The sequence below is a fragment of the Siminovitchia acidinfaciens genome (assembly GCF_003605385.1).
Lineage (GTDB): Bacteria > Bacillota > Bacilli > Bacillales > Bacillaceae_C > Siminovitchia > Siminovitchia acidinfaciens.
This window is the reverse complement of record NZ_QYTV02000011.1, coordinates 99,387-122,704: the sequence shown is the minus strand read 5'-3', so window position 1 is coordinate 122,704 and position 23,318 is coordinate 99,387. Positions and strand designations below refer to the sequence as shown.

Genomic DNA, 23,318 nt, shown 5'->3' with positions numbered 1-23,318 from the left:
ACAGACATTTAAAAAGCGCAAACACCTCGATCGATGCCAGTGCCTTTCAAATTAAAAAGCCAGTCCGCCGGACATGCTCCAAACGCACTAGCTCTATTTTAGAACAATTGTGAGAATAAAGGAATAGTCCGACTGTTTTTACCAGTCAAAAGCAGGGTCAATTGTGGAACTTTTATGAACGCGCAACCAATCCCAACAGGATAAGCGTATCGCTAGCACCTAACTTTTTGCCATTACAACATAGACACTGAGTGGCTCATCGCTTTGATTTTTTATCTGGAGCACTTCTTGGTCCGCACAATGAACGACATCTTTTTGAGAAACGGGTAACTCCTTCTCGTTAATGATAAAAGTACCTTCCCCTTCAACGACATGCAAATACACATTTGCGTTGGGGTGCGGGTGTGGAGGAACCGATTGTCCTGGCAACAAGTTCAGCAGGAATGCGGTGGTGTTTCCCTCTTGGAAAAGATTCACCCTTACAAAGCGACTTTGGTTGAACTCTTGAAATTCAGCAATATTTTTTAACATGAAAACAACTCCTATTTTTGAAATCATTATACCAGAGAAATTTTGTTATACTGGGTGCGAGGTATATCTGGGATATGTTTTTACTGAGAAAAAGATAGGACTTTTCTGATGAGAGCGTCTCCTGTGTGAGAGAATTGTATGTTACTTTAGAAAATGTGGTTGGTGGTTGGTTGACACGGGAATCACGAGATTATAGAGAAGGATTGCGGGGTTTGTGCATCTTCCAACAAAGGTCGGCGGATATTTGGGTGACGTTGGAGCCTCAGAAACCCAAGACACGGATTGCGGAGTTTGTGATTTATTAACAAGATGCGAAGGATGTATGGTGCATTGTAACCAAAGATTTCGATGGATGATTTACAGGGTTTCTACATAGGCGATGGAAACGGTAAATCCTTTTTACCCAAAAACATGAGGTGATGTCATGGAAGATTTTACTGAAAAGGTGATCAATGCCATCCTGGAGATCCCCTCTGGACGCGTCGCTTCCTATGGGCAGATTGCTGCGATTGCCGGTAATCAAAGGGGCGCGCGGCAAGTTGGCAGAATTCTGCACTCCATGAGTGCCAAATATGATTTGCCATGGCAGCGAGTAGTGAATGCACAAGGATACATTGTTCTTTTTAAAGCGGATAGGCAGCGGGAGCTCCTCGAAAAAGAAGGTGTGGAAGTGGATTCCCGTGGGCGCATTGATATGGAAAAATTCCGCTGGGAGGGGCCAGCGGACAATGATATGGATTGGATGCGGGGGTAGTCTGGCGAACAGCCAGAGCGTACACCCCCTATTCCTTCGCAAGCTGCAGGACAGTATTCAATAGAACATTCGCCCCTTTGATCAAATCCTCATTTTCAGTCAGTTCATTTTCATTATGGCTGACGCCGTTTACACTTTTGACGAAAATCATTGCAGTCGGAGCGTATGTACTCATGTATTTTGCATCGTGTCCAGGCCCGCTGTACACACCCATCGTCGAGTAATTCAATGATTTTGCCGAGTCACCAATCTTCTGGATGACATTTTTATCAAAGGGAACCATATCGTACTCCCATCCTCTAGTTACCTCACACTGGACGTTGTGCTCCCTTGCCAACTGGTGCATTTGATCTTTTATCAGCTCAACAGACTTGTCCCTCATCTCATCGCGATCATGACGCACATCGATAACAAACTCTACCGATCCCGGAATCACATTGATGACGTTCGGGAAATTATCAATTTTCCCCACCGTAACTCTTAAGCCCTCAATCTCTTTGGTTATTTTATTTGCTGCTATAATCATGTACGCCGCGGCGAGAAGAGCATCCTTCCTCTCTTCCATTCTTGCACCGCCTGCATGGTTCGTAATTCCCTCGACCCTAACATTTACGCGCGTAAGACCCTGAATCCCCTGAACAACTCCAATATCTATATTTTCGTTGTCCAAAATAGGCCCTTGTTCAATATGAAGCTCGACGTAGCTTTTTACATCCTGTAAGCGATTGGTTTCGAGCCCTTTATATCCGATTGCAGTGAGTGCCTCTTCGAAAGTGATATTTTCGGAGTCTTTCACGCCGTAGATAAAGTCCTTGGTAAAAATGCCCGTCACCCCGCCGGCACCCAGCAAGGGTGGATTGAAACGTGCGCCTTCCTCATTTGTAAAATTAATGAGTTCCAACGGATAATCCGTTTCGATGCCATGGTCATTCAATGTCTGCATGACTTCCAACCCGGCAAGCACACCCAAAATACCGTCAAAGCGACCACCGCAAGGCTGTGTGTCCAAATGTGAACCAAATGCAATTACGGGGGCATCCTTTATTTTTCCTTCCCTTCGCCCATAAATATTGCCAAAATCATCGACTCGGACTTCGAGGTTTGCTTCTTTCAATAATTGGATAAATGTGTCGCGCATCTCCTTGTCCTCTTCGGTCAGCGTTAATCGGTTCAAGCCGTTGTTTTCGGTTGCTCCGATGGAAGAGCTTTTTTCCATATATGTTAAAAAGCGTGTTTCATTGATTTTAAGTGTCATAGCTGTTTTCCCTCCTGTATTTAGCAGAATAATCATGCAATTTTCATGCCAGCGGTATGGCGTTGATCTGGCTTGGCTTTCGGGATGTAGTGGAACAGTTGGTGAAACATATTGTTTCATATGAATTCATTTATAGGGCAGGCGTTTGGGGTCTTTTTGCGGAATTGAGCGGTGGAAGGTCTAAGGGTTTTTCGACTGGGACTATGAGATTTTGTTAGAAAAAGCAAATCTTTTAAAGAACCCAGGTCTCATTTAATTAACGGAATATTTATAGAACTTCCATTTAATATATGCTAGGATGGAAACTAGGAGGTGAAAGATATCATAATAAAGCAAAGAGGAGAGTCCCTTTCATTGGCAGGTATTCAAGCTTCGATTAAGCGGCTGCATCCCAAACATGAAGCTATTCCCATTTTATCCACAAAAGAATTTTCCCTCGAGGCCGGCATTGCAGGCGAAGCCAAACTAGCTGAAATACTCCACAAACACTCTTACCCATTTGAACACAGAATTCTCCATGACCTTTCCCTGCTTTTCCCGTCAAGTTTTCAAATTGACTCCTTGTTCCTGACCCAATTTTATACGATTATTTTTGAAGTTAAAAATATTGGCGGGCGATTGGAATTCAAAGAAAATCCTCCGCAGCTCGTTCGAACCCGTGAAACGGGGGAAGTTGATGGATTCGAAAGTCCCGCAGCGCAAGTCGAGCGCATTGGTGATCTGCTTGGAGCTTGGTTTAAGGAACACGGCATCAACATTCCTGTTTACCGCGTTGTTGTATTAGCTTATCCAAGGCAGATTGTGGATCGGCCCCCGGCAAAGACTCCGGTTTTATTCCCCAGTCATGTTCCTCAATTCATCCGTGACCTTCCGCGTAAGAAGCCTATTCTTGATTACAGGACATTCAATTGGCTAAGCGAGAAACTTGTGGCGAGCCACCACAACTATATTCCAAGGCCAGTTTGTGATATTTACAATATCCCGCGGCGGGACATTCGAACAGGAGTGATCTGCCCCGGTTGCGGAGCAATTGGAATGATGAAAATTGCTAGAAGCTGGCGTTGCAGATCGTGCGGATGCCTTGATCATAAGGCTCATGAGCGTAGTGTTAGGGACTGGTTCCTAATCATGGGACGGGAGATGACAAACAGGGATTGCAGGGAGTTTTTGAGGGTTGATTCAACAAACAGCTACAAGGATTTTAAGGAGTATGGACCTTGCTGTCAGAGGGTCATGCAGGTATAGATCATATCAAATGGATATGAGTAAGCAGTTATAAGAAGGTTGGAGCAGTTATAAGAAGGTTGGAGCAGTTATAAGAAGGTTGGAGCAGTTATAAGAAGGTTGGAGCGCACCATCGCCCCAATAGGGGCCCGGCGCGCTCCAACTCTCACTTATTTCTATGCATCGTCCACAATGATGTAGGTAGCATGGACAGGACCGTGCACACCGACGACAAGGCTCATTTCGATGTCAGCGGAGTTGCTCGGGCCGGATATGAAGTTGACGCAGGAGGCCACACGCTCACCGGCTGCGATCCGCCTGTCGATTTCGGCCGCCGCTTGGGTGATTCGTGGTACGATGGTGCTTTTTGGTATCACCGCGATGTAGTCCCGTGGAAGCAGGCTCACGGAACGGCCTTTGCCTTCACCGGAAAAGAGGACGACTGTCGCGGATTCAGCAAGGGTGATATCACTGAAGGTGATGCCGACATCGGCCCGCTCTGCAGCGGCGATGCTTCCGGACCGATCTTCAGAATTCCACTCAGAGACCTCGTACTCTCCTAGCACCTTGTCCAATCCGAATTCAACAAACCTTGGATCCTTCCAAGTTATAACCGATTGGCATTCGCCCCGCTCAAGCGCCTTTTTTAAAGTCTCTCCGAGCTCCGCTCTCTTCGTTTCCATGACTTCTGTGTGAACGAGGAGACACTGACTCTTCAACACTTCAACCAGTTCGTCGCTGGATAGTTCGGAAAAAACTTCCCATTGAGGCTTCAACCCCCAATCCGGGCGGACGGGTTTTTCCGTTACCCTTTCCCGATCAAAGTTTTTCGCCAAACGATCCAAGAATTGATCGCGGTTGGCGACTTGGCCGCGGAGTTTCGAAGAATGTTCGCCGACAGATGGAGCATCTGCAGAAATCCCCCCTTGACCAACGGCCCGCAAAGAATCACTGTAACCTGCTGTCTCAACGGATTCACCCCGTGAAGCCCCATCTACACTTTTACCCTGCAAACTCATTGTCCCTCCCCCTTTCTCCGTTCTTTGTACAGATCCCGGAATCTCTTTTTCCCGACGGAGGGAAGGTTCCGCGATTGCGTCCAGCCCCGAATCGGCTTCGGGCCGCCTTTCGACATGCCTGCAATCACTCCGCGTATAACAGTCGCAGATTTGGTGCTGATTTTGTAAATCCGGCTGGATGAGGTCACTTTCCGGAAGGTTTTCATCGCCAATTTTTCGCCAGCTGGCGCAAGTCCTTCCTCTGCAACAATCCGCTCCCGATGTTTATAAAGCAATTCGTGCAGCGGGATCCGCACTGGGCAGACTTCCGTACAGGCTGCGCACAATGAAGACGCGTAAGGAAGCTCCTTGTATTCCTCATATCCGCCTAAAAGCGGGGTCAAGACAGCTCCGATTGGCCCTTGGTAAATCGAGCCGTAAGCATGCCCGCCGATGTGTCGGTATATCGGGCAAACATTGACGCAAGCCGCACAGCGGATGCAGTGCAATGCCGATTGGAATTCCGTCCCAAGAATCCCGGATCTGCCATTATCGACGATCACCAAATGGAATTCCTCGGGTCCGTCAGCCTCTCCGTCCATTTTCGGGCCGCTCAATGCAGTTACATAGGTCGAGAGCTTTTGTCCAACAGCGCTCCGGCACAACAGGGAAACCATCACTTCAAAATCTTCCCACGTCGGAACGATCCGCTCCATTCCCATCACAGTGATTTGCGTTTTGGGCACAGTCGTTGACAGCCTCGCATTCCCCTCGTTCGTCACGATGCCGACCGTTCCCGAATTTGCAATCGCAAAGTTGCAGCCAGTAATGCCGACATCAGCCGATAAAAATTCCTTACGGAGCTGTTCGCGGGCAAACTGCGTCATTTCTTCCGGTTTCTCTGTTCCGTCATATCCACGTTTTTCTGTAAAAATGTCCCTGACCTGTTCCTTCGTTTTATGAAGGGCTGGTCCAATAAAATGAGACGGGTGGTCGTTGTCCAGTTGGATGATGTACTCACCGAGATCCGTTTCAACGACTTCACAGCCTGCTTTTTCCAAGACTGGATTCAAGCCAATTTCTTCTGTGACCATGGATTTCGATTTTACAATTTTCTTTGCCTGTTTCTCCCGGACAACCTGCTCAATATAATTGTTCGCTTCCTCCGCAGTCTCGGCGAAAAACACATGTCCACCGCGTGCCGCGACATTTTCGCTGAGTTCAGTCAAATAATAATCAAGGTGCTCAATTGTATGCGAGCGGATTTTCTCACCGAGGTCGCGCCATTGTTCCCAATCACCCAGCTCATCAACCGCCTTCATCCGGACGGATTGCAAGCGTTCCTGCGCCGACGGAACAGCCCTCCGGACATCCGGATCCTGAAGTGCTTCGTCCGCGCGCTGATCAAAAGCGGCATCGCCAATTCTAATTCCCATCTGCCTCTCCCCTTTCTTAGCTGGGGCATGTGCCCTTCAGCAACTCACCCTTTTCTTTTATTTAAAACTTCAGCCAGGTGCATCACTCGAACCGGAAGTCCTTCGCGCTCAATTCTTCCTCCGATATTCATCAGGCATCCGCAATCTCCGCCGATCAGCACATCTGCTCCGGTTTCCTTAATGTGCTCCACTTTCTCATCCACCATTGCAGACGAAATATCGCCCATTTTCACGGAAAAAGTTCCGCCGAACCCACAGCAGTCCTGGCTCCGTGGCAACGGCTCCAACACCAGGCCTTTCACATTTTTTAAAAGGGTAAAAGGGGCATCTTTCACACCGAGCAGACGGGTCATGTGACATGACTTATGGTATGTGGCGCGGCCCTCAAACGCAGCCCCCATATCTTCCATCTTCAAGACTTCCACTAGAAAATGGCTGAATTCATATGTTTTATCCGCCAAAGATTTCGCTTTTCCTTCCCACTCCGGGTCGCCTTTAAAAAATTCCGGGTATTCCTTGAACATATATGCGCAGGACCCTGAGGGCGTCACAACGTATTCGGAATCAGCAAATGCCCTCATCATCTGCTTCATCGCCTCTTTGGCATCCTCAAGGTACCCCGTACTATATGCAGGCTGACCGCAGCACGTCTGCTCTTCCGGAAAGTCGACTTCGCAGCCGGCCCGTTCCAGGACTTCAACGACATCCATCCCAACTTCCGGATAAAAAACATCTGCCAAACACGTAATGAATAATGAAACTTTCATCCTCTTCCCTCCATTCTTCACTGGTTCATCCCCCATCACTTTAACGAGTTACTTTAATGGGTGTCGGACCCCAGAACAAGCCCTTTTTGAAAAGATTATCACTTTATATGACAACTATCCAATGGAAATGCCCCGGATAAATTTCCCCGGGGCACCGTTCATTCCTCATACTTCACTTAAAATATCCCGCTAGCCGGGTTTCCCAAAAGCTTTATGTGCCCGGCTAAGTTCTGCATCAATATCCCAAATAGGCAGCTTTGATCCGCTCGTCGCTGAGCAGCTCTTGTGCAGGCCCGTTTGTTACTACACGTCCAGACTCTAACACATAGCCATAATCCGCTATGCGTAAAGCCTGACGGGCATTCTGTTCAACAAGCAAAACTGTTGTGCCGGATTCGCTGATTTCCTTGATGATTTTAAAAATCTCCGCAACGATGAGCGGCGCAAGACCCATTGACGGCTCGTCTAGAAGAAGCAGTTTTGGCTTCGACATAATGGCCCGTGCAATCGCCAGCATCTGCTGCTGTCCGCCGGACATGGTGCCGCCGAGCTGGGACTTTCTTTCCCGCAAAATAGGAAAACGATCCATAACCATTTCCAAATCCGCCGCCACTCCAGAATCTTTCCGGTGGTACGCGCCCATTTCGAGGTTCTCTAAAACAGTCATGTTCGATAAAATGCCGCGTCCCTCAGGCACAAGGGCCAATCCTCTTCGCAAAAGCTGGTCGGGACGAAGTTTCGTGACATCTTCTCCTAAAAACTCTATCTTCCCCGCGCGCGGTTTCAACAATCCGGCGACAGTTTTCATCGTCGTTGTTTTTCCCGCACCGTTTGCCCCCAATATGGTTACAATACTTCCCTGTTCCACTTCAAGATTGACTTCTTTAAGAGCTTGAATATTATCGTAAAAAGTACTTACGCCCGTTACTTTAAGCAAGGTCATCCTCCTCTTTCCCGAGGTATGCCTCAATTACTTCCTGGTTGTTCTGGATTTCTTTAGGCAATCCTTCTGCAATTTTCTTTCCAAAGTTCAATACGACAATCCGGTCGCACGCCCGCATGACCAACGGCATGTCGTGTTCAATCAATAAAACCGTAATATCGAGCTTTTTGATTTTTTGTATCAAATCAAACAGCTCATTCGTTTCTCTTTCATTCATCCCGGCGGCCGGTTCGTCAAGGAGGAGGAGTGACGGATCACTTGCCAGTGCACGGGCGATTTCCAGCCTCCGTTGCTGCCCGTAGGCAAGGTTTTCTGCCAATGTATCTACATGCGCGGCTAAATCGACCGTCTCCAATAACTTCTTCGCCTTTTCTCTTAGAGCCGCCTCTTCTTTTTTCTGGAATGCGGTCCGAAAAACACTTCTGAACACGCCCGAATCCAGTCGGCAATGATTCCCCACCATCACATTTTCAAGCGCGGTCATTTCAGGGAACAAGCGGATGTTTTGAAAAGTTCGACATATGCCTTTTTCTGTAATTTGATGGGGCTTCAAATTCGTCAATTGATCCCCATGAAAAGAAATTTTTCCGCTGGAAGGAGGATACATCGCGGTAATCATATTGAACATGGTCGTTTTTCCGGCACCATTTGGGCCGATCAAGCCCAACACTTCACCTTTTTCGATGGAAAACGAAACATCTGTCAATGCCTGGATACCGCCGAAGTTTTTACTTATTTGATCGATTTCCAGTATCATGAAGATTTCCTCCTTTGCCCTCGTCCCCGCTTTTTAAACCAATTGATTACTTTTATATCGATAAGCCCCTGCGGACGGTATGCCATCATGACAATCAGAAGCGCACCGTATACCATAAAGCGGTAGTCGCTGATGAATCTGAGTACTTCCGGCATGGCCGTCAAGAATATCGAACCGAAAATCGGTCCCCAAATGACTTCGCTGCCGCCGAACACCGCAAAGATCAATATTTCAACCGCACGGTGGTATGCAAAGTCTGACGGGCTTATATAAGCGGTCACGTGTGCATAAAGTGCACCTGCAAATCCAGCAATCATGGCGCCCTGACCGAATGCTAGGATTTTATAATACGTAATGTTGACACCCATCGCTTCAGCCGCTCTCTCATCCATCTTGATCGATGCATAGGCACGCCCGATCCTGGAATGTTGCTGTCTGATAAAAAAGGCGATAACCGCCACAACGATGACTAATAAAATAAGAAAGACTGAAAGACTGATAAATTGATTGTTTCTAAGTCCCAGCATGTCAGGAGTAAAACCAATGTTTTTGCTGAATGCAAGAACTTCCCGTCCCAAGTGCGGGATTCCGGAAATTCCGACTGCTCCCTTGGTAAGAGATTCCCAGTTGATCAGGAGTACACGGATGACTTCACCAAAACCAAGAGTGGCAATCGCCAAATATACGCCTTCCAGCCTTAAGGCAGGAAAGCCCACAATTACTCCGACGATGCATGCGAGGACTGCTCCCGCAACAATCCCTACAATCATCGGCATGTCATAGTTCAATGTCAATATGGTCGTCGTATAAGCCCCAATACTCATAAAACCGGCATGTCCAAGTGAAAGCTGACCGGTTGAAAGCGTCACATACATGCTGACACCTAGTAAAATATTAATTAATATAAAAGACCCAACTTGTAAGTAATATGGATTAATGAATTCTAACATGTCCTCACCGCCTATCTCCCGAAGCAGCCTTACCAAAGATTCCTTGCGGCCGTACGATTAAAATAACAATGATGGCAACGAATGCGATCGCATCCCTATATCCTGAATCTCCAAAAGCGACAACCATCGTTTCAGAAAGCCCTAGAATCAATCCGCCTGCCATGGCGCCATTGACACTTCCCATTCCACCAAGAATGATGATGGCCAATCCTTTTAATCCGATGGATAAGCCCATTTGAGGTGCAACAGAGTTGAATGCCAGGCCCACAAGCACACCGGCAATCCCTCCCATTGCCGAAGCAATGACGACAGTCATGGTGATCATTTTTTTCGTATCTACCCCGAGTAAGCTTGCAATCTCTAAATTTTCGGCACTTGCTCTCAATGCCTTTCCAGCTTTAGTTTTTGACAGCCAGAAAGACAGCCCTACCATTAAAAGAATGGCGATGACGAATATGACAATTTGAACATAGTACACGGAAACCGATCCAAGTTGAATGCTCATTTCGGAAAGCGGCGTTCTGAAAGGTTTATTTCCAGCTCCGAATAAGTGATGTGCAAGGTTCTCCAAGAATATGGACACACCGATTGTACTGATTAACGGCGCCAAGTGCGATACTCCCTGTTTTCCTCGCAGTGGACGAAGTGCCAGGCGCTCCATTAAATAACCAAGTACCGCTGTCACGATAATGGCAGCAATAAAAGCGACATAAAGGGGCATGCCTAATACACTTGTAACCAAAACCCCGATGAAAGCACCAAACATGAAAATTTCCCCATGGCCCATGTTGATGATGTTTAACACACCAAATACGAGAGTATAGCCGAGAGCAACGATCGCATATATGCTTCCGAGAGTCAGACCGTTGATTATCTGTTCAAGTAACAAATTTTTTTCCTCCCGTTTTCAAATCTACTTGGAATTAGGAATTCAAGCCCCCGTTAATGAACGGAGGCTTGATTTCCAATCAATAAAAGTTTAACTTACTTAAACTCTTTAAATTCTCCATCTTCAACAATCAATACTGTCGGATCCATGATGATGTCCCCGTCTTCGTCAAAGGACATGGTTCCAAGGATTCCTTCGAAATCCTTAATACCTGCCAATCCGTCACGGATGGCGTCCGGATCATCTTCCCCAGCAGTTTTTATCGCCTCAGCCATCAGGTAAAGCGCATCGTAGGCCTGTGCAGCAAACTGGTCAGGATCCTTTCCATAGGCTTCATTGTATTTTTTAACAAAAGTCTGAACTTTTTCGTCATCTTTACCGCTAAACCAAGGTGTTGCAACAATAAGCCCGTTTGCCGCATCTCCTGCAATATTGATGATTTCAGGTGAGTTGAATCCATTTCCGCCAACAAACGGAACATCAATGCCCATTTTTCTTGCCTGGTCCAGAATAACGGCTCCTTCATTGTAAAGAGCGGATGCCAAAACTAAATCAGGCTTCAAGTTTTTGATTTTGGTCAATTGGGCTTTATAGTCAGATTGACCGATTTGGAATGTTTCAGTAGTAAGGACTTCAAGTCCCATATCGTCTACTGTTTTCTTCATTGTGTCATATCCGGATTTTGTGAAAACATCATCATTACCATAAATAATTGCAACTTTCTTCACGCCATATTCTTCAACAGCTTTTTTAACAGAAGCCGGAATTGCTACAGCTTCCGGAATAGAGTTACGAAATACATATTCTCCGATTTGCGGGATTCCCTCAGCAGTTGTTGATGTTCCCATAATCGGAATACCGTTCAAGTCAGCCTCTGGACCTACAACGTTCATCTCAGTACTCAATGTCGGCCCGATAATAGCTGAAACATTTTCATTGTTCATCAATTTCTGCGCCGCGGACAACGCTTGATCCTGGGCTCCTGCGGAATCCTCTATCACAAGGTCAATGTTGACTTCTCCATTTTCAGTGATTTCTTCGTTAGCAAGCTTGAGCCCGTTGGTGATGGCCTCACCATAACTTGCGCCGGAGCCTGTCAGCCATGAAATGACCCCAACCTTGGCTTCTACTGCCTCGCCGCTTCCTTTGTCGCTATTTTCAGACTCTTTACTTGCTGAATCCCCGCCTCCACATGCAGCAAGCAAGAGTGTGCTGAAGAGCGCGACAAATGAGAATGTTCTTTTTAAAGACATCTTTCTTCCTCCTATTGTGATAAAATCTTACATTTCTTACATTTATTAATAATACACAATATTATCTGTAAATAATAGAGTTATATGTAAAAATCCAACTTATCAAAATATGAAACTTATTGTTTAGTATTGTCGAATAGTTTGATATCATCACGTTTCCTCACTCATAGGACTTATGTAATTATTATAAAATAATTTCTTAAAACAATGCTTTGAGTATGGGAAAAGCCTAACCTCTTGCCTAATTGGGTGGAACACGAGAAAATAGAGTTTGATCATTATATTGAGGTGTTTATGTTTGATGCGCATTTTTGTTTATATCATTATCTTCTTTTCCTTTTTTGATTTGTTTTCGCAATTGCCGATCATGACTCCTCTGGCAGTTTCGCTAGGGGCGACTCCGTTTGTGACCGGACTGGTTGTTGGGATGTTTTCCCTTTCAAATATGATAGGAAATGTGGCCTCCGGCTTTTTTACGGATAAAAAAGGTCCTTTCCTTTTATTGCTTGCAGGGCTGCTTTTGACAAGCATGTCCCTATTCTTATACCAGCTTGCCTTCGACCCTATTTTGTTGTTGTTTGTTCGTTTCATTCATGGATTAAATGCCGGCCTGATTATCCCGGCTGCCTTCACATTCATGGCTAATACGACTGCCAAAAATGAAAAGGGAAAAGGCGCAGCAATTTCTGGGGCATTCATTGGGCTCGCAGCCATTATGGGTCCGGCTTTCAGTGGCATTTTGGCAAGCAGAACCAACGAGGTGACGGTGCTGAATGCGACCGCTATTTTCATGCTCATATTGGGCATTCTGTCATATTTTATTCTGCGGAAAAAAGCTGTTGCTGTCCATCCAAGCTTAAGCAGAAAAACCGAGCGGCCCGTTCGCCAATTATTTCACAGCCGACCGATAGTCAAAGCCTTCGCCGGAGCCTTCTTTCTTATGTTTTCCCAGGGAGTTCTTGCCTATATGCTTCCCTTGAAAGTGGAGGCTCTCGGAAGCGACACACAGACGAGCGGAATGCTTTTGAGCACGTTTGGCGTGGTGGCGGTTTTAATTTTTATCCTGCCGACTAACCGCCTGTTTGACCACCTAAAGCCGCAGAATACATTGGTGTTCGGCATGATTACAATGGCCGTTTGCATGGGTTGCATCAGCTTTCTCGAAAGCCTATCCCTGTTGTTTGTGTTTATGGCCCTGTATGGGATGGGATTTGCCTTTCTTTTTCCTTCAATCAACTCATTGCTTATCGAGTCGACAACAGACGAAAACCGCGGGAAAGCATACGGATATTTTTACGCTTTCTTTTCCATCGGGGTTGTGACTGGATCTGGAGTCACCGGTTTATTGCAGCTTTCTGCCAACGGCGGGTTTTTATTCACCGGAATTTTGCTCCTCGCTGCGGCAGTTATTATCAAATTGATTAAAAATACGATTCCAGCTGGAGCATAACAGCCAATATTACGGAAACACTACCGCTAAAGGAGGTTTCCCATATGGCCAGAAACAACAATAAAATATTGGTACCGGAAGCCAGGGCAGGGCTTGATCAGTTAAAAGCCCGTGTGATGAAAGAAAAAGGATATCAGGTTAATCCGGCAAAGCCCGATAATGTGAAATATGAGGTTGCCAAGGAACAGGGAATTCCGCTAAAAGAAGGATACAACGGCCAATTGACTTCCGAGCAGGCCGGAAAAATTGGCGGACCCATCGGAGGCAATATGGTCAAAGAAATGATTAAAATGGCTCAGGAGCAGATGAGAACAAAAGCGTAAGCGGCCTTGTGTCCTCAAGAGGCCAAGCTCTGGTTCTGTGGGTTCGGTGACACTAGGATGTTCGTCGGAGCTGGGCGTAGCACATATAAAAAATAAGTCGAAATATATTAAAAATAACAAACCGCTGGCTTGCTCAAGCCAGCGGCAATCACTTTATTTAGTGACAGTGATGCTCCCATTTTGGGATTTTAATTTTATTAGATTTTTTCCATCTCCAACCTCAAATTCCTTGCTGTAAGTTTGGTCAAAGATCGTCACTTTTCCGTTTGAGGTCCTTCCATGAAACGTCACGTCAGCCGGTTCTTTCTTTGTCTGAATTTCGATTCTTCCATTATCAGTTTCAAATTCCATTAGTTGATCAATATGATCGTTTTCCATTGTGATTTTTCCATTATCTGAGCTCCCGGTAATATTCCCATACACCTCATTAAGAAAAATACTTCCGTTATCCGTTTCTGCATCAACAGAATCCGTATCTATCCTTCTCAATTCAATCCGACCGTTACTAGACCGTGCTTTTACTGTCGATCCTTTGATGTTTTTGAGTTCAATCCGTCCATTATCCGTGTCAGCATGAAGATCCTTTACATCTAATTCCTCCGCTAAAATCCGTCCATTATTGCTCTTTATTTGTATGGATCCATATTGCTCTTTTGGAACATGCACTTTTAGTTGGATCGAGGTAAAAAAGTCCATACTAAACAACATCCTGTGTCTATCTTTCAGGTCGACGTACAGAGTCCCTCCTTTAACATCTGTTTCAAAGGTAAGCTTATGGTTTTTGGATACTTTACCTGTCAGCTCAACAGTTGTAACTGAGGCCTCTGTAGGAATGATTTCAACCCTTGAGTTGTTTGTCTTCACTTGAATATTTGTAAACTGATCGTTAATAGTTCTTTCCTCTTCTACTTCAATGGATTTCATTGCTGACTTCACGGTAAGTAAGCTCCCTACCGTACCAATCACCAAAAGCAATAAAGCCACAATGGAAATTTTCTTAATGAGCGTCATCTTTCAAGCCCCCTTTCACAAGCCTGGTATTGAATTTCAAGTAACGGACGAAGCCGGAAACCATTGCACGTGTTGCAAAGTACATCCCGATCAAGATAAACAACCCGACCCCGGATATAACAAACGAGAAAAACAAGTTAAACCATCCAAACGTATACGGAAATATTGCAACATTGATCAATTCCAAAATCGGTGCAAGGGTGCCCACGGTTCCCGTTATCCAGCCTGCAGCAATAATAGCAACCAATGCAATGAAGGGTCCCAGGACGATCACCAGGTTGAAAAAGCTCAAACCGATCACCGCCCATACAGCACGAAAAACATTACCTGTTGATGCGGCCGTCTCCACTTTTTCAAGGTGATGAGCGGCCAGCAGCTCTTTAGCAATTTGTTGCGGTGATCCGAGGGCTGCTGAAATTTGTTCTTCAGTCTTTCCCTCCTCCGCACCAATGGCAAAATGCTCTTCAAAATCTTGTAATATATCTTCACGTTCCTCCGAAGAAAGCCTTTGTAAGGATGAATCCAAAATTCGCAAAAATTGATATTTCGTCATTGCTCCACACCTTCTTTTATCAATTGATTCACACCATTCGTGAACTCCTTCCACTCCTGAAGCAAATTATACAGATGGTCTCTCCCTTGATCAGTCAGTTGGTAATACTTCCGGGAAGGTCCTTCAGTTGACTCTTTTAAATATGTTTTAAAAAAACCATCCTTTGTCAGGCGTCTTAATAATGGGTATACTGACCCCTCAGATATGGCAATCTGATCTGAGATCTTCTGTACAAGTTCATATCCGTAGCGATCTTTTTTATCTAACAAAGCAAGGACACAAAGCTCTAAAACGCCCTTTTTAAATTGTACATTCACTTCGGCTCACCTCACTCTTTTAATATATACTACTGAATATTGTATAGTACTGAAACAAAAAAATATCCCTTTATCATATTTACAGAATACCATCCAGTACTGTTCATTGCAAGGTACTATACATAAAATAATTTCGACAAAAAAAGCGGCAAGCGCCGGTTCTTTTATTTACAGACCGGAGTGACTCCAACAAGATAAAGGAAACTCGCGACGTAATAGGGAAGGGTGTAATCCACTAGTCGATAGGCCCCGGAACTGGATAAAGTTTAACTAATAAGCGATTTCAAACAAAAAAATGCATGGGAACATCTACTGCGTTCCCATGCATTTTTCTTTATTCATCCAGTCCCATTTCCTCTTTTACAACATCCGCAATGCGCTGAACATATTCCTCACACGCTTCCTCCGTCGGTGCCTCCACCATCACACGGACGAGCGGCTCCGTTCCTGACGGACGGACCAAAATGCGGCCATTGCCATTCATTTCTCCTTCAACTTCCTCTATAACGGTTTTCACTTTTTCATTATCCGTCACATGATGTTTGTCTTTTACCCTGACATTCACAAGCTTCTGCGGGAATTTTGTCATTTCCTTCGCTAGTTCAGAAAGCGGCTTATCCGTCAGCCTCATGATGTTGACAAGCTGAAGTCCTGTCAGCAGACCGTCGCCTGTTGTATTGTAATCCAAAAAGATAATATGTCCAGACTGTTCTCCGCCCAAGTTATAATCGTTTTTCTTCATTTCTTCCACGACATAACGGTCGCCCACAGCCGTTGGAACGCTGCGCATTCCGTTAGCCTCCACCGCCTTATAGAAGCCCAAATTGCTCATGACAGTTGAAACTACCGTATCTTGCTTCAAACGGCCTTCATCTTTCATATGCTTCGCACATATGTACATGATTTGGTCACCGTCAACAACCTCGCCATTTTCGTCAATGGCAATCAGACGGTCACCGTCTCCATCAAAAGCTAAGCCAATATCAGCATTCTTTTCTTTGACAAAAGCTGCCAATGCCTCTGGGTGAGTGGATCCCACACCATCGTTGATATTCAGTCCGTTTGGTGATGCCCCCATGGTGGATGTATCGGCATCAAGGTCCGCAAACAAATGTGTTGCAAGAGCCGATGTAGCACCATTGGCGCAATCAAGAGCCACATGAATATCGGTAAATTCCTCGTCGACTGTCTGTTTAAGGAATTGTAAGTACTTCTGTCCGCCTTCGAAATAATCATTCACCGTTCCCAGGTTTCCACCTGTCGGACGAGGCAAGTTGTCTTCATTCAAATCTAACAGCTCTTCAATTTCAGCCTCTTCTTCATCCGAGAGCTTAAAACCGTCCGGGCCGAAAAACTTAATACCGTTATCGGGAACCGGATTGTGCGAAGCGGAAATCATTACCCCCGCCTGGGCACCCAGAGCTTTCGTCAAGTACGCCACACCAGGAGTCGAAATGACTCCCAGGCGCATAACCTCCGCACCGATGGAAAGAAGCCCCGCTACAAGCGCCCCCTCAAGCATATGCCCGGAAATCCGGGTATCGCGGCCGATCAGGACTTTGGGATGCTCCGCACTTTTTGTTAGAACATACCCGCCGAAGCGGCCCAGTTTGAACGCAAGCTCCGGGGTGAGCTCCGTGTTGGCCACTCCCCTTACTCCATCTGTACCAAAATATTTACCCATACGTTAGAATCGCTCCTTCTTTCACACTTGTCTAAACATTTTTTTGTTCATTGGGAGTATCTTGAAACACATCCTCCCTTTGTTTAAACAGTTCCTTTTTCCTTTAGCCGTACTTTTGCTTTCTCTGTCGACAGTTCCCATTTGATATCTTTGGGCCCTTTTACTTCCAAGTTCACTTCATGGTCTCCGACTCGAAGGCCTTGCATGTTCATGAATACCTCAAAATCGCCCTCTTGAGCCTTTTTCAACTCATCCTTGTTTCCTACCACTTTTATTGATACAGCTCCATCAACGGGCGATAAGAATTCCACATCCAGGCTGTCTGCCAGACCCTTGCTTTCAATCGGCACTTCACTCAAATTTGTCTCTGCATTTTTCGCCTTGTCAGTCACGATTTTCACTTTGACTCTTTCGGGAGTGATCTTATTGATGCCCTCCGGTCTCTTGATCGGCACATCCAACTCTACATCCTTGGTCACTTCACTGACGTCAACTTCCACTTCTATTTCATTGACTGACTGTAAGTTATCTGTCCAGCCGAAAATCATGACCTCTTCGATATCGCCTTCCATACGTTTAATGACAGTCCCGTCAGGAGGAGATCCGACCTGCTTAATTTTTATAGGGACTGTTTTCCTTGGATTATTGACCGGGACGGTCACTGTTACATACTCTGGATCAACAAAGACATCAAGCTTGTTTAAATCTCGATCAAGGACAGTCACTTTGGTATCCCGTTTGATTGTTTCTTCAATCAGCCCTTTTGCATCGATTGATGCTTTGACATAGGAAATTTTTTCAAGCGTTTCTTTTCCGCCTGTGATGCGGACTCTGTTCGGTTCAACAATTGGCTGCTCCGCTTCAAATCCTTCAGCGAGTATATTATTATTGAATTCAGGTTCCACCGGAAATTCCTGTGTCACTTTCTCCTGAATGGATACCTCCACATATACAGGCTCTACCTTCACCTTCAGTTTCTCTGAAAAATCTTTATATAAAATCGGAACCCGATGGTTTCCAATGCTTAAATCAGATAAATCCACGTAGACAGTAAAATCTCTTTGCCGCTTAGTTGCCTCGACAAACCTTCTTTGCCCTTCAATCGTCACCTCGATCGTATCAGGCATCCCCGTGACAACAAGGTTTTCGGAATCATAATATTTCTCAAGTGGGACAGCGGTGATCGTTTCCACTTCATTACTTTCCATCCCGTTCGGTCTCGAGCCTTCACTTTTATTCCCCAAATCCTGTATGGAGAGGAACAAAAGCAGAGCAAGAGCCATGGCCACGATTCGGACGAACCAAGGATTATCCATGAATTTATCCATTTTGTTTCTTCCCCTTTCTTTTCCAAAGCGATGAGGAAGTCTGCTTTGCTTCATTGCCCAAAGCTTTCTCCAAAAGTTCCTGGAACTCTTCAGGCGACAATTCCCTGTATAACTCACCGTGCTGTGCTACGGATACACTGCCTGTTTCTTCTGAAACAACTATTGTCAAAGCATCCGTCACTTCACTGATCCCTACGGCTGCCCTGTGTCTTGTACCGAGATCTTTCGAAATGAACGGGCTTTCGGACAAGGGGAGATAACAGGCAGCGGCGGCTATTTGATTTTTTTGTATGACAACTGCTCCGTCATGCAACGGCGTATTCGGAATGAAAATATTGATTAGAAGTTGCGAAGTCAGCTTGGATTCAAGAGGGATGCCAGTCTCTATGTAATCGCCCATGCCGGTTTCACGTTCGATAGAGATCAAAGCACCGATTCGGCGCTTCGCCATGTAACTGACGGCATCTGTGATTGCAGTTACTCTTTGTTTCAACTCCTCTTCTTCCTGAATACCACCTCTAGTAAAAATACTTCCGCGTCCCAATTGTTCCAGGGCGCGCCGCAACTCCGGCTGGAATATGATAATAACACCGAGGAAACCCCATGTTATAGCATTCTCCAATATCCAACTCAATGTATGCAAATTCAGGTATTCACTGACAAACCTGGCAATAATGATGACAAAAATACCTTTTAAAAGCTGTACAGCTTTTGTGCCGCGTATAATCATAAGCAGCTTATATATAACGTACCAAACGAGGAAAATATCTACTATGCGGGACAAGTAGTCCATAATTGAAAAGTCGGCAAACGGCATAATCTTTCCTCCATCTAATTTTTAAGCGCTGACAAGTCTGCTGTAATTCATCACACAAATTATAAACTAATTTATTATAACATAAAAACGGATATGGAGGCAGTGACGCCAATATGTCAATCCGGTTTAATTTATTAAGAAAAACGCAAGGAGCGCAGCCTAAGGCGACAAGCACACGCCGGCGGCGCCTGGCCGCTTTAGAACGCCACTTCCTGTGGCTTCCGTAGGCTCAAGTGCGCGACATCCTGTCGCTTCGCTTGCACTTCTGTGTCGGTAGCACTAGAATCTCTTGTCCGTTGGAGCTAGACATAACACATATTCCCTGACAGAAACTTAGTCATACTTTATCCTATCTTACCATTTGAAAAGCGCAAGCGCCCAGCCCGGGCAATCAAGATGATTCCCGAGGAGGCAGCTTTTCAGCCACCACCGGGAAGCTACTGACTTTGATCACATCATGTGCAGCTTTACGACGAGTTGAACAGGTGTTCTTCAAATAAGCAATGGGGCTGGAGCTTGACATCATCATTTAAAAAAATGTTTCATATAATTTTACGCCTTCTTATCTTATAAAAAAAAGACTGCATGTCGCAGTCCCGTTAGTTTTATTTGAATAATTGGCCCACTTTTTTACCGCCTTCTTTCATCTTATACCAAATCCATTCAAACATCTTATCAATTTCATCTATATTTCCAGTCACGTTCCCTGCAGAAGCCATATATTTCTCCCCATTGATAACCGTGACGTTTCCGTTAACTTCACCTTCTATTCTTACATTCCCGTTTTTTACAACAAGATCGCCTTCTACTACTTCGCCTTCCGGAACAATCACTGTATCATTTTCCACAATAATGTTCGGCTTTTTCGTGAATGCGAATTTTTGATCATCATTCCATCCGCTTACAAGACTTCCTCCCATTAATAAAACGAATAATGATACAGCAATCAACATGGGATGATGTCGGAACCAACGCTTGAATCCCACGATATTTTTTTCTTTCGGGAGGCGGGCCATAACCTGGTTTGTAAAGTGAGCAGGCGCTGCAATCCGGGAAACACTTTTCACCAAAGCTTCTGTTCTTTTCAATTCTTGAAAATGCGATTGGCAGGCTTGACATTTTTGCAAGTGGTTCTTCAATTCAAGCTCTTTATCTTGTGTCAGATTCCCGTCCAGGTATTCCTGCATATAGAGAACAATCTCTTCTGAACAAGTCCTCAATTTCCTTCTCACCTTTCTCACATATTGTGCAACCTTTTGCGAAGCGCTTCCCTGCCGCGGTGAATCCTTGTTTTCACCGTACCAAGTGGCATTTCGAGAACTTCTGCGATTTCGTTTAGCGAAAGGTCATCAATATATCTAAGAATAATAACCGATCTATATTTGTCCGGCAATCGCAAAATTTCATTTTGCACAATTTCCTGAAGTTCCAAAGTTTCAACTTCTGCATCAGGCGACTTTCCTGTTGCAGCCAATTGTGAATATAAAGTCAATCCTTCGGTTCCTGCAATTTCAGCATCCAGAAAATAATCAGGCTTTTTCTTTCTAATCCGATCAATGCAAAGATTCGTGGCAATTCTGTACAGCCAGGTGGAAAACTTGCGGTTCAACTGGAAGCTTTCGATATTAACATAGGCCCGGACAAATGCCTCCTGTGCAATATCCTCTGCTTCATGCCGATTGCCTAGCATCCGGTAGCATAAAGAGAAAATCCTGTCTTTGTAGATTTCTACGACTTCACCAAACGCTTCCTGATCGCCTTTTAAAACTTGCTTGATCCTTTGATTCACCAGCTTATCCATCTCATTTAACCCTCCCGCCAACGCGGTTCTCTTTATATACGAATCATTCAATAAAAGGTTTCATAAGTTATTCATCTTTTATCATAACAAATTTTTACAGTTGTGGGTCAAATGGTTTAATTTTTGCAAAAACGGCTAAACAGTAATTAATTATTAGTTTTGTGAGGGATAGCTATGATAAACGAACACGAATTGTTGTTAGAGGAAATTGAAGAAAGAAGAAAAGAAATGGTTGAATTGGGACTTTCCCGGTCCTTTGCGGATGAACGCGTCGTGCGCCTAAGCGATCAATTGGACCAATTACTGAATAGATATCATTCAATCTGGCAAAAACATGCAAGCAGCAGTTCATAAATAATGAACTGCTGCTTGTTTTCTACGTAGAAGTTTTTACTTTTCAAGTAAAACCAACCTCACGCCGCCCCCCTTTATTAAAGAGCGGGTTTTTTATTTCGGAAAATATGTTATGACCATATAAATAATTGCTGGTTCCTCTAAAGACTGATCAAGCTTTAATTACAGGCCTATTTACTAGTAATCATGCTATTATAAAAGCTTTTCGCCGAATAATGACCCCATCAAGGCCACTGCTACTTCCGCCGTCTTATTTTTCTCATCTAAAATGGGGTTGACCTCTACAAATTCTGCCGAAGTGATGATTTCTGACTCAGCAAGCATTTCCATTGCCAAATGACTTTCGCGATAACTGATGCCGCCCAGAACAGGAGTGCCCACACCCGGTGCATCATGCGGGTCCAAACCATCCAAATCAAGCGATAAGTGAACACCATCCGTTTTCCCCTTCAGGTAATCGATTGTCTCTTCCATCACCTTAGTCATTCCCAAGCGGTCAATTTCATGCATTGTATATACTTTGATAGAATGCTCCTTGATCAAGTCCCTTTCGCCCTGATCCAAGTCCCGGGCACCGATAATGACGACGTTCTCAGGTTTCACTTTCGGATGAAAGCCCCCAACACCGGTCAGCTGCGAATGTCCAAAGCCAAGGCTTGCGGCTAAAGGCATTCCATGGATATTACCCGTGGGGGACGTTTCGTCCGTGTTTAAGTCACCGTGAGCATCGTACCAAATGACCCCCAAATTGTCATAATTTTGCGCTGCACCGGCAAGCGTACCAATCGCTATGCTGTGATCGCCACCAAGCACTAGCGGGAAACTCCCTTTTTTGATAATGGAGTCAACACAGCCAGCCAAACGTGAAGCCGCTTTCGTTATCGCTTTCAAATTTCTCAAGGAAGGCTGAACATTCCTCTCTTCATCTATATGGTCCACATGGATATCTCCCATGTCCTCAACCTCATACCCTATGCTTTCAAGGCGTTTGACCGCATCTGCATATCTCATCGCACTCGGCCCCATGTCCACGCCCCTGCGCATTTGTCCAAGATCCATCGGCATCCCGATAATCGAGAGTTTCTTTCTCATAGGCTCGCTCCTTCACCAACATAATGCCTATATTTTATCCCGATATTGACAAATGACTCAACTGGACAAAAAAGTGAATATATATGCAGAAAGGCGGAGGGCGGCCGCTTAGGGGCGACAAGCGCTGGAGGAAAAACAAGTGAAGGCGCTCTTTGCCTTCATTGGTTTTTCCGAAGCGACCTCGAGCCCCTGCCGACCGGAGCTGGACAATGCAGAAAGGCGGAAGCGCCTTGATCAGCCCCGACAAGCACAAGACGTTTCCCGAGGAGGCAGTTCTTTAGCCACCACAGGGAAATGGCTTGTGACCTCGAGGGGCTAGGCCCTGGAGCTGGACAATGCAGAAAAGCGGAGGTGCCTGTCCATCGACGTACAAACTGGAGTGCCTTCGACGAGATAAAGGATAAGGAAGTGCGAGAGTGCCTGGTTATCGGCGACTAACATAAGACAAGCGCTGAGGAAAAACCAGTAAAGGGATTCTTTGCCTTCCATGAACAGTAAGGAATATCGATGATTCGTGCCCCTTCACTCGCGTTTTCCGCCTGAACGGGAAGGAATAACGCGGATTCGTGCCCCTTCACTCGCGTTTTCCACTTGAACGGGAACGAATATCCAGAACGTGACCGGTCATTCACTCAGACGCATCCAAATTATTTTTCCGAACACGCAGACCATTTCATGCCCATCCTAGGCCAATATTTTTCAAAAGAAAAAAGCCCCATGTCACATAGACACAAGACTTTAAGATGGAGCCTAGCGGGATCGAACCGCTGACCTCCTGCGTGCAAAGCAGGCGCTCTCCCAGCTGAGCTAAGGCCCCGATATGGAAAATAA

The 23,318-nt window shown here is 45.3% G+C and carries 24 protein-coding genes and 1 tRNA gene; 5 read left to right on the top strand and 20 right to left on the bottom strand.

The genetic code is table 11. The annotated features are described in order from the left end of the window. Window positions 1-219: 219 nt before the first annotated feature. Window positions 220-531 carry a cupin domain-containing protein gene (locus D4T97_RS18345; protein ID WP_164525633.1) on the bottom strand — a complete coding sequence of 104 codons (312 nt, stop codon included), beginning with the start codon at window positions 529-531 and terminating at the stop codon, window positions 220-222. Window positions 532-955: 424 nt separating this feature from the next. On the opposite strand from D4T97_RS18345, the gene D4T97_RS18340 reads away from it, so the two are divergent. Beyond that, entirely contained in the window at window positions 956-1,285 is a 330-nt protein-coding gene (locus tag D4T97_RS18340) for an MGMT family protein (RefSeq protein ID WP_126052216.1), read from the top strand. A gap of 28 nt (window positions 1,286-1,313) precedes the next feature. Here the strand turns inward: D4T97_RS18340 and D4T97_RS18335 are convergent, their stop codons facing one another. Beyond that, window positions 1,314-2,540: a M20 family metallo-hydrolase gene (locus D4T97_RS18335; protein WP_126052231.1), complete on the bottom strand. Its 1,227-nt coding sequence runs from the start codon at window positions 2,538-2,540 to the stop codon at window positions 1,314-1,316. A 354-nt stretch (window positions 2,541-2,894) separates the two neighbouring features. Here D4T97_RS18335 and D4T97_RS18330 point away from each other — a divergent pair, with 354 nt between their 5' ends. After that, on the top strand, window positions 2,895-3,785 hold the full coding sequence (locus tag D4T97_RS18330; RefSeq protein WP_164525632.1) for a nuclease-related domain-containing protein: 891 nt from the start codon (window positions 2,895-2,897) through the stop codon (window positions 3,783-3,785). A 155-nt stretch (window positions 3,786-3,940) separates the two neighbouring features. Here the strand turns inward: D4T97_RS18330 and D4T97_RS18325 are convergent, their stop codons facing one another. From D4T97_RS18325 to D4T97_RS18290, 8 genes are all read right to left on the bottom strand, one after another. Continuing rightward, complete coding sequence (locus D4T97_RS18325) at window positions 3,941-4,783, bottom strand: LutC/YkgG family protein (protein WP_126052214.1); 843 nt, start codon at window positions 4,781-4,783, stop codon at window positions 3,941-3,943. Then, window positions 4,780-6,198 carry a LutB/LldF family L-lactate oxidation iron-sulfur protein gene (locus tag D4T97_RS18320; RefSeq protein ID WP_126052213.1) on the bottom strand — a complete coding sequence of 473 codons (1,419 nt, stop codon included), beginning with the start codon at window positions 6,196-6,198 and terminating at the stop codon, window positions 4,780-4,782. The genes D4T97_RS18325 and D4T97_RS18320 overlap by 4 nt, the downstream gene beginning before the upstream one ends. A gap of 44 nt (window positions 6,199-6,242) precedes the next feature. Next, window positions 6,243-6,965 (bottom strand): (Fe-S)-binding protein, encoded by a 723-nt coding sequence (locus D4T97_RS18315; protein ID WP_126052212.1) that lies wholly within the window; start codon window positions 6,963-6,965, stop codon window positions 6,243-6,245. 235 nt (window positions 6,966-7,200) lie between these two features. After that, a complete protein-coding gene (locus tag D4T97_RS18310; RefSeq protein ID WP_126052211.1) occupies window positions 7,201-7,902 on the bottom strand; it encodes an ABC transporter ATP-binding protein in 702 nt (233 codons plus the stop codon). Then, window positions 7,895-8,665, bottom strand: a complete 771-nt coding sequence (locus D4T97_RS18305) for an ABC transporter ATP-binding protein (RefSeq protein WP_126052210.1) — start codon at window positions 8,663-8,665, stop codon at window positions 7,895-7,897. The genes D4T97_RS18310 and D4T97_RS18305 overlap by 8 nt, the downstream gene beginning before the upstream one ends. Further along, window positions 8,662-9,615: a branched-chain amino acid ABC transporter permease gene (locus D4T97_RS18300; protein ID WP_126052209.1), complete on the bottom strand. Its 954-nt coding sequence runs from the start codon at window positions 9,613-9,615 to the stop codon at window positions 8,662-8,664. Before D4T97_RS18300 ends, D4T97_RS18305 begins: the two co-directional genes overlap by 4 nt. 4 nt (window positions 9,616-9,619) lie before the next feature. Further along, window positions 9,620-10,504, bottom strand: coding sequence for a branched-chain amino acid ABC transporter permease (locus D4T97_RS18295; RefSeq protein ID WP_126052208.1), 885 nt, complete (start codon window positions 10,502-10,504; stop codon window positions 9,620-9,622). Between the two features lie 95 nt (window positions 10,505-10,599). After that, window positions 10,600-11,757: an ABC transporter substrate-binding protein gene (locus D4T97_RS18290; protein ID WP_126052207.1), complete on the bottom strand. Its 1,158-nt coding sequence runs from the start codon at window positions 11,755-11,757 to the stop codon at window positions 10,600-10,602. Window positions 11,758-12,058: 301 nt separating this feature from the next. On the opposite strand from D4T97_RS18290, the gene D4T97_RS18285 reads away from it, so the two are divergent. Both D4T97_RS18285 and D4T97_RS18280 read left to right on the top strand, forming a co-directional pair. Beyond that, window positions 12,059-13,207 (top strand): MFS transporter, encoded by a 1,149-nt coding sequence (locus D4T97_RS18285; protein WP_126052206.1) that lies wholly within the window; start codon window positions 12,059-12,061, stop codon window positions 13,205-13,207. Window positions 13,208-13,251: 44 nt separating this feature from the next. Beyond that, a complete protein-coding gene (locus D4T97_RS18280; protein WP_126052205.1) occupies window positions 13,252-13,530 on the top strand; it encodes an alpha/beta-type small acid-soluble spore protein in 279 nt (92 codons plus the stop codon). A 153-nt stretch (window positions 13,531-13,683) separates the two neighbouring features. Here D4T97_RS18280 and D4T97_RS18275 read toward each other — a convergent pair whose 3' ends face one another. From D4T97_RS18275 to sigW, 8 genes are all read right to left on the bottom strand, one after another. Beyond that, window positions 13,684-14,541, bottom strand: coding sequence for a DUF4097 family beta strand repeat-containing protein (locus D4T97_RS18275; RefSeq protein ID WP_126052204.1), 858 nt, complete (start codon window positions 14,539-14,541; stop codon window positions 13,684-13,686). Continuing rightward, window positions 14,528-15,094, bottom strand: coding sequence for an HAAS signaling domain-containing protein (locus D4T97_RS18270; RefSeq protein WP_126052203.1), 567 nt, complete (start codon window positions 15,092-15,094; stop codon window positions 14,528-14,530). Before D4T97_RS18270 ends, D4T97_RS18275 begins: the two co-directional genes overlap by 14 nt. Then, window positions 15,091-15,411 carry a PadR family transcriptional regulator gene (locus D4T97_RS18265; RefSeq protein WP_126052202.1) on the bottom strand — a complete coding sequence of 107 codons (321 nt, stop codon included), beginning with the start codon at window positions 15,409-15,411 and terminating at the stop codon, window positions 15,091-15,093. The genes D4T97_RS18270 and D4T97_RS18265 overlap by 4 nt, the downstream gene beginning before the upstream one ends. 334 nt (window positions 15,412-15,745) lie before the next feature. After that, window positions 15,746-17,095, bottom strand: coding sequence for a phosphoglucosamine mutase (glmM, locus tag D4T97_RS18260; protein ID WP_126052201.1), 1,350 nt, complete (start codon window positions 17,093-17,095; stop codon window positions 15,746-15,748). 83 nt (window positions 17,096-17,178) lie between these two features. After that, on the bottom strand, window positions 17,179-18,423 hold the full coding sequence (locus tag D4T97_RS18255) for a CdaR family protein (RefSeq protein WP_164525631.1): 1,245 nt from the start codon (window positions 18,421-18,423) through the stop codon (window positions 17,179-17,181). Then, window positions 18,416-19,240 (bottom strand): diadenylate cyclase CdaA, encoded by an 825-nt coding sequence (cdaA, locus tag D4T97_RS18250; RefSeq protein WP_126052199.1) that lies wholly within the window; start codon window positions 19,238-19,240, stop codon window positions 18,416-18,418. Before cdaA ends, D4T97_RS18255 begins: the two co-directional genes overlap by 8 nt. A 605-nt stretch (window positions 19,241-19,845) precedes the next feature. Next, entirely contained in the window at window positions 19,846-20,460 is a 615-nt protein-coding gene (locus tag D4T97_RS18245; RefSeq protein ID WP_126052198.1) for an anti-sigma factor family protein, read from the bottom strand. Window positions 20,461-20,477: 17 nt separating this feature from the next. After that, complete coding sequence (gene sigW / locus D4T97_RS18240) at window positions 20,478-21,041, bottom strand: RNA polymerase sigma factor SigW (RefSeq protein WP_126052197.1); 564 nt, start codon at window positions 21,039-21,041, stop codon at window positions 20,478-20,480. Between the two features lie 174 nt (window positions 21,042-21,215). Between sigW and D4T97_RS18235 the strand changes: the two genes are divergently transcribed. Next, window positions 21,216-21,395, top strand: a complete 180-nt coding sequence (locus D4T97_RS18235; RefSeq protein ID WP_126052196.1) for an aspartyl-phosphate phosphatase Spo0E family protein — start codon at window positions 21,216-21,218, stop codon at window positions 21,393-21,395. Between the two features lie 192 nt (window positions 21,396-21,587). Here D4T97_RS18235 and rocF read toward each other — a convergent pair whose 3' ends face one another. Then, the gene (rocF, locus tag D4T97_RS18230; protein ID WP_126052195.1) at window positions 21,588-22,487 is read right to left on the bottom strand and encodes an arginase; all 900 of its coding nucleotides are present in this window, start codon (window positions 22,485-22,487) and stop codon (window positions 21,588-21,590) included. 744 nt (window positions 22,488-23,231) lie between these two features. After that, a tRNA-Ala gene (locus D4T97_RS18225) sits at window positions 23,232-23,304 on the bottom strand. Window positions 23,305-23,318 lie beyond the last annotated feature (14 nt).